This is a genomic window from Roseicyclus mahoneyensis, from assembly GCF_003148775.1.
Lineage (GTDB): Bacteria > Pseudomonadota > Alphaproteobacteria > Rhodobacterales > Rhodobacteraceae > Roseicyclus > Roseicyclus mahoneyensis.
The window spans coordinates 23474-30156 of the sequence record NZ_QGGW01000017.1 but is presented as its reverse complement, the minus strand read 5'-3'; the positions used below and the strand labels follow the sequence as shown (position 1 = coordinate 30156).

Annotated in this window: 6 protein-coding genes; all 6 read right to left on the bottom strand. The window is 64.9% G+C overall.

Features of this window, described 5'->3' with window-relative positions; translation table 11 throughout:
- Window positions 1-333: 333 nt before the first annotated feature.
- Window positions 334-1209: a lysophospholipid acyltransferase family protein gene (locus tag C7455_RS19340; protein ID WP_109671064.1), complete on the bottom strand. Its 876-nt coding sequence runs from the start codon at window positions 1207-1209 to the stop codon at window positions 334-336.
- A gap of 38 nt (window positions 1210-1247) precedes the next feature.
- Window positions 1248-1484, bottom strand: coding sequence for a hypothetical protein (locus tag C7455_RS20285; protein ID WP_170119161.1), 237 nt, complete (start codon window positions 1482-1484; stop codon window positions 1248-1250).
- Between the two features lie 68 nt (window positions 1485-1552).
- The gene (locus C7455_RS19330) at window positions 1553-3178 is read right to left on the bottom strand and encodes an ABC transporter ATP-binding protein (protein WP_109671061.1); all 1626 of its coding nucleotides are present in this window, start codon (window positions 3176-3178) and stop codon (window positions 1553-1555) included.
- A complete protein-coding gene (locus C7455_RS19325; protein ID WP_109671059.1) occupies window positions 3175-4005 on the bottom strand; it encodes an ABC transporter permease in 831 nt (276 codons plus the stop codon). Before C7455_RS19325 ends, C7455_RS19330 begins: the two co-directional genes overlap by 4 nt.
- A 4-nt stretch (window positions 4006-4009) precedes the next feature.
- Window positions 4010-4993 carry an ABC transporter permease gene (locus tag C7455_RS19320; protein WP_109671058.1) on the bottom strand — a complete coding sequence of 328 codons (984 nt, stop codon included), beginning with the start codon at window positions 4991-4993 and terminating at the stop codon, window positions 4010-4012.
- Window positions 4994-5066: 73 nt separating this feature from the next.
- Window positions 5067-6653, bottom strand: a complete 1587-nt coding sequence (locus C7455_RS19315) for an ABC transporter substrate-binding protein (protein ID WP_170119160.1) — start codon at window positions 6651-6653, stop codon at window positions 5067-5069.
- Between the last annotated feature and the right edge of the window lie 30 nt (window positions 6654-6683).

Below are 6683 nucleotides of genomic sequence, written 5' to 3'. Positions count from 1 at the left end.
CCTGCGTTTCGACATATTCTGATCTCCTCGTCTTGGGGATCAGCAGACCTCAGATCGTAGCTTCCGTCACTGTCCAATTTTCGGGGGGTAGCTCACCAATCCGCCTAAACGGGGCAGCGGAAGCGGCAGCAGGCCAAACATCATGGCTCGCATACGAGCCTCGACGACCTCACCCCGCGGGAGTTCCTCAACCGGTCAACAAACGACCAAACCCTGAACAGAACTAACTTCGGAACGAGGACAAACAGGGGAGCGGGACAACCTGTATCCCGTCGCTCGTGTGCGCAGAAGGGCGGTCGAATGCGCCCGCCTTCGTCATCTCCACTGGTGGCGTCAGGTGCCCATCCATCGGCGTAGCAGCCAGTACCACTGCCCCGGGTGCTCGCGAACTCGGGCAGACAGACTGTTGTTGACATCAGTCGTCATGGTGAGCGCGTCGGTGTGGGGGATCGGCGCCTCGAACGCGACGTCGAACTCCGCGCCGTCCGGCCGACGCGTTCCGTAGGCGGGAACGAGGGGGATGTCGTATTTGAGCGCGAGGGCGGCCGCAGACGTCGATGTCAGGGCGGGCAGGCCGAGGAACGGAACCGCGACGCCCTCGGGGTATTTCTCGTCAAGCAAGATCGCCAGAAAGCCACCGCCGCGCAGGTGACGCACCAGATCCATCGTGCCGGTCCGCCCGGTCGCGATCACAGGCTTGCCGCCCTCCTCGATGCCAGCAAGGAAGCCACGCTGGTAGAAGCGGTTGCGCTGCGGACGATAAACGGCACCGGTCTCCATCCCACGGGCCTTGAGCACGGCACGTACAGCATCCCACTGGCCGAAATGGCCGGAAACAATGATCGCGCCCTTGCCGTTGGCGCGCGCCTGCTCCAGCGCCGTCAGCCCGGGACCGGAGACATGGAACCGTTCCGGTCGCGCCTGAAACTCGGCGCTATGGAGGATCTCGAACAGGGTCCGGCCCATGTTGCGGCCCATCTCACGGCTCAGGGAGGCCCGCTCTGCGGGCCCCATATCGGGGAAGACCCGCAGCACTTCCCGGTCGAACCGCCATCGCGCGGGCGGAAACCAGCGCATCACGAAGCCTACCATATTTCCGAAGAGGCGCGCACGGTGGTCAACGCGGCGCAGCCGCGTCGCAGATAGCGCAGACCAGAGAGGAATGTACTGGGCGCGATGCCAGACCGAAGTGACGAAGCCATAGACCATTAGTGGTCTATGGAGGCATCCCAGTGCCAGGCCAACACCTATTCACGGCGCGGACCTGACAATTTGCTCATCAGGCGGAGACGCACGGCGGGATCGAGTTGGACCTGATTGGTCGACGCTTTGCCTATCAATTCCGCCGCCGCTATCCGAGCAACAGTGCCGATCAGCGTGTAACGCTGCAAGAAACGATACGTGTATCGGTCGAGGACGTTTTGCATATCTCGGCGGCTCAGGTTTTCGCTGCGCTGTGCATGAACGACCGGTTCCGAAATCATAGTGCTTCCGAGTGACCGTCGGGTATGGGCCGGCTAGGCCCGCCCATGGCCTCCGGTCGACCGCCCCTCTACGCCGCAGGCAGGCTGCTGATCCAGTCGCGCCCCGGCACGGCGTCGAGCAGGCTTTGTGTATAGGCATGCTGCGGATTGGCGAAGATCTCGGCGGTGGAGCCCTGCTCGACAATAACCCCGCGCTGCAAGATGGCGATCTCCTCGCAGACGGTGGCGGCTACGCGCAGGTCATGGGTGATGAACAGCATCGAGAGTCCGAACTGCTTCCGCAGGTCGTCCAGCAGCTCGAGCACCTGCTTCTGCACCGACACGTCCAGCGCCGAGACGGGCTCGTCGGCCACGACAAGCTTGGGTTTGACCGCCAGCGCGCGAGCAATGCCGATGCGCTGGCGCTGGCCGCCCGAGAATTCATGCGGATAACGGTCCGCCGCCTCGGGCTGCAGTCCCACCAGCCGCAGCAACTCGCGCGCCTCCTCCAGAGCCTGCGCGCGCGGTGTGCCCCAGATCACCGGGCCCATGGCGATGATCTCGCCGACCTTCTGGCGGGGGTTGAGGCTGGCGAAGGGGTCCTGAAACACCATCTGCACGTCGCGCCGGAAGGCCCGCATCTGCGCCCGGCCGATCCCGGTCATGGGCTTGCCATCGAGTAAGATGTCGCCGCTGTCGGGCCGTTCCAGCCCGATCACGCATTTCGCCATCGTCGTCTTGCCCGATCCGCTTTCGCCCACCAGCGCCAGCGACGAGCCCTTGGGGATCGACAGCGAGACCGACTGCACCGCCTTCACCTCGCGCGCGCCGCGCGAAAACAGCCCGCCGCCCAGGCGATAGGTGCGCACGAGGTTGCGGATCTCGAGCAGCGGCGGCGTGACCTCGGCCGGGCGGTTGCGCGGGTTGAGCCCCGGTACGGCGGCCACCAGCGCCTGCGTGTAGGTGTGCTGTGGAGTTACCAGCACCTCGGAGGCCGGGCCCTTCTCCACCACCTCGCCCTGCCGCATCACGGCGACGCGGTCGGCGATCTCGGCCACCACGCCGAAATCATGGGTGATGAACAGAACCGAGGTGCCGTGCTTGCGCTGCAATTCCTTGATCAGATGCAGGATCTGCGCCTGCGTCGTCACATCCAGCGCGGTCGTGGGTTCATCCGCAATGATCAGCGCCGGTTCCAGCGCCAGCGCCATGGCGATCACGATGCGCTGCCGCTGCCCGCCTGAAAGCTGGTGGGGATAGCTGCGCATCATCCGGTCGGGGTCGGGCAGATGCACATCCTCGATCAGCGCGCGGACGCGGGCGGCGCGGGCGGGCGCGTCGAGATCGGTGTGGACCTCCAGCACCTCGTCGATCTGGCGGCCCACGGGCATCAGCGGGTTCAGCGCCGTCATGGGCTCCTGAAAGATCATCGCGATACGCCCGCCCCGGATGGCGCGCATCGCCTCGGCGCCGAGCGTCAGCAGGTCGCGCCCCTCGAACAGGATCTGGCCGCGGTCGGCATGGACATGGGGGGCTGGCAACAGTCCCATGACCGCCTTGCCCATCATTGACTTGCCCGAACCGCTTTCGCCCACGATGCACAGGATCTCGCGGGGGTTGACGGTGAGCGACACGCCCTTGACGGCATGGCGGCGGTCGGACCATGCGGGCAGCGCCACATGCAGGTCGCGGATGTCAAGAACGGCATCGGTCATAGGTCTGCAAGCCTCGGGTTCAGGGCATCGTTCAGGCCTTCGCCGATCAGGTTGATGGCAAGAACCGTCAGCAGGATCACGATGCCCGGCACCGTCACCAGCCACCACGCATCGCGCAGGAACGACCGCCCGGCCCCGATCTGGAAACCCCAGCTCATCTGGCCCGGCGCGCCAAGGCCCAGAAAGGACAGCGCGCTTTCGATCAGGATCGCCGTCGCCACCATGAGCGAGCCGGTCACGATCAGGGGTGAAAGCGTGTTGGGCAGGATCTGGCCGAACAGAATGCCCATGTCGCGCTGGCCCGCCACGACGGCGGCCTGCACGAATTCACGCGCCTTGACGGCCATGACCTCGGCCCGGACGACGCGGGCGATGGGCGGCCAGCTGACCACCGCGATGGCGATCACGAGATTCATGGCCGAGGGCGACAGGATCGCCACCAGCACGATGGCGAACAAGAACCACGGGATGGTCTGAAAGAACTCGGTCAGGCGCATCAATATGTCGTCGACGATGCCGCCGTAATAGCCTGCCAGCGCGCCCAGTACGGTGCCGAAGGCGACGGCCGCCACGGTCGAAAGGACCGCGATCATCAAGGTGGTGCGCGCGCCGTGGATTAGCCCCGCCAGCACGTTGCGCCCAAGGCTGTCGGTGCCCAGCAAGAACCCCTCGGATCCGGGCGGCAGGAACGGCTGGCCGACGATGGCAAAGGGATCGCGCGGCGCAAAGACACCTGCAAAGATCGCAACCACCGCCACAAGAGCCAGCCATGCAAGGCCCAGATAGACCCGCGGATTGCCATAGAAGCGTGCGTTGAAGCTTTTCATATTGTCACCCCAGCCGGATGCGCGGGTCGAGGATCACGTAGATGATGTCGACCACAAGGTTCACGACCACGACGAGGATCGCAGAGAGAAAGAAGATGCCCAGAAGCAGGTTGTAGTCGCGCGCGAAGAGCGACTGGTAGGCGAGCTGCCCCAGCCCCGGCCAGGCAAACACAGCCTCGACCACGACCGAGCCGCCCAGAAGCGAGCCGGTCTGGACGCCCGCCATGGTGACGACCGGCAAAAGCGCGTTGCGAAAGACGTGGCGCCGGGTGATCTGCGCGTCGGTCAGCCCCTTGGCGCGCGCGGTCGTCACATAATCGAGCCCGCGCTGTTCCAGCATCGAGGCGCGCATGAGCCGGGCATAAAGCGCGAGGTAGAAAACCGACAGCGTGACCGTGGGCAGAATGAGGTGATGGGCGATGTCCCAGACGCGGTCCCAGCCTTCGTGAAATGCCACCACGTTTTCCATCCCCGAGGTCGGGAACCAGTCGAGCTTGACGGCAAAGACCAGCACCAGCATCAGCCCGACCCAGAAAAGCGGCGTGGCGTAAAGCAGGACGGCCGTGACCGAGATCAGGTGATCCTTCCACGTCTTGACCCAGAGCGCGGCCAACAGGCCCAACAGGATGCCGAGGCTGAGCGACACCACCAGAGTCGTTCCCATCAGGAGCAGCGTCGGCCCGAGCCGATCGAGCAACAGGTCGAGCACCGGGGCGCTCTGGCGGAAGGAATAGCCGAGATCGAAGGTCAGCAGGTTGCCCATGTAGTTGAGCAATTGCACGAAAAGGGGCTGGTCCTGACCGAAGCGCGCGCGTAGCTCGGCAATGTATTCCGGCGTGGCGCCCCCCGCCTCGCCTGCGATGACGGTCGCAAGATCGCCGGGGGCGAGTTGCAACAGCAAGAAGTTGACGACCACGACGCCCAGGATCACCGGGATCGTCTGCAGCAGCCGCCGCAGGATGTAGGAGCCGATGGAGGCGTTCTTCATGGCGCTGCGCGTCCCGGTTCTGGAAATGCGTTGCCCCGGCGGACCTTGGCCGCCGGGGCGTGACGGTCAAACCTCAGCGCTGATGCGCGAAGGCGTAGTTACCGTAGATGCCGATGGGCGAGGTGATGACATCGGCGAATTGCGTGCTGTGAACCGTGGGATAGCGCAGTTCCAGCACATAGGCGACGGGGCTTGCCTCGGTCACCAGCGGCACAAGAGCCTGGTAGGCCTGCTGGCGGGTGGCGGCATTGGTCGCCACGGTCGCGGCATCCATCAACGCATCTGTTTCCGGCGAGGACCAGCGCGAGCCGTTGACGAAGACGGTGCCGGGCAGGATGCGGTCCGAATGGATGCCGCGATGCACGCCGATCACCGGATCGGCCTGGTTGAACAGGAAGTTCGAGGTCAGCTGGAAATCGTAATCCGTGTAGGTCCGCGCGAGCCAGGTCGGTAGGTCCTCGTAGCGCAGCGTGGCGCGGATGCCGATTTCGGCCAGGTTCTGCACCGTGATCTCGCCGAAGCGCTGCCATTCCTCGCCATAGGGCGTCACGTCATGGGTGATCTCGAAGCGGATGCCATCGGCGCCGCGCGGGAAACCCGCCTCGTCCAGCAGCCGGTTGGCGATGTCGATCCGGTCGGGCACGGAGAAGTCGATGCCCCGCCCGAACAGGCCCGAAGGCTCGAAGTTGGAGCTGATCGGCCCCGAGGCCGGAACGCCATAGCCGAACCAGACGTTGTCGATCACGAACTGCCGGTCGATGGCGTAGTTCACCGCCTGCCGCACCATCTGGTTGTCGAAGGGCGGTTCCTGGGTGTTGAAGATCATCTCGACGATGGGCGAGATCATCTCGTAGCCACGGGTCGTGACCTCGATCGTGTCGAGCGCCTCCAGACGGCGGACGTCCTGGTAGGGCACCGCGCCGAAGCCCGCGACATGCGCCTCACCCTGTTCGAGAACCGCGGTGCGGGTCGAGGCATCGGCGATGAAGCGAACGACGATTCGATCCAGATAGGGCTGACCATCGCGCCAGTAATTGTCGTTGCGGTCGAGCCGCACGAATTCTCCGCGCCGCCATTCGGTGAAGACGAAGGGCCCCGAACCAATGGGCTCGTTCGCGTTTCCATGGGCGCGGATATCGCCCTCGGCGTAGATATGGGCCGGCAAGATCGGGCTTTCGGCGGAATTGAGCGCCATCATCAGATAGGGCGCCGGCGCGTCGAGCCGGAAGATCGCCGTATGCCGATCGGGCGTTTCCACCGCTATCACGTTGCGAAAGGTCGCGATGCCGCGGGGATGGGCCTCGCGCAGCACGTCCATGATCGTGAAACGCACGTCTTCGGAGGTCAGCGGCGTGCCGTCATGAAACACCACATCGTCGCGCAGGTTGAAGGTGATGGTCAGGCCATCGGCCGACACCTCCCAGCTTTCGGCGAGCGAGGGCTGCGGCTCGAGGTCGAAGTTGTATTCCAGAAGGCCGTCGAAGACCTTCGAGGTCACCTGCGCGATCGGCCCCGAGGTCGAGACATAGGGCGCGAGGTTCGGCGGCTCGGGCTGGGTGATCTGCACGAGCGTGCCACCCTGTGTCTGGGCCAGCGCACCGCCGACGGACAGGGCCGTGGCAAGGGCGAGGCCCGCTGCGGTCAAGAGGAAGGATTTCATCGTCATTCTCCACGCTGTTGGTGATGCGAT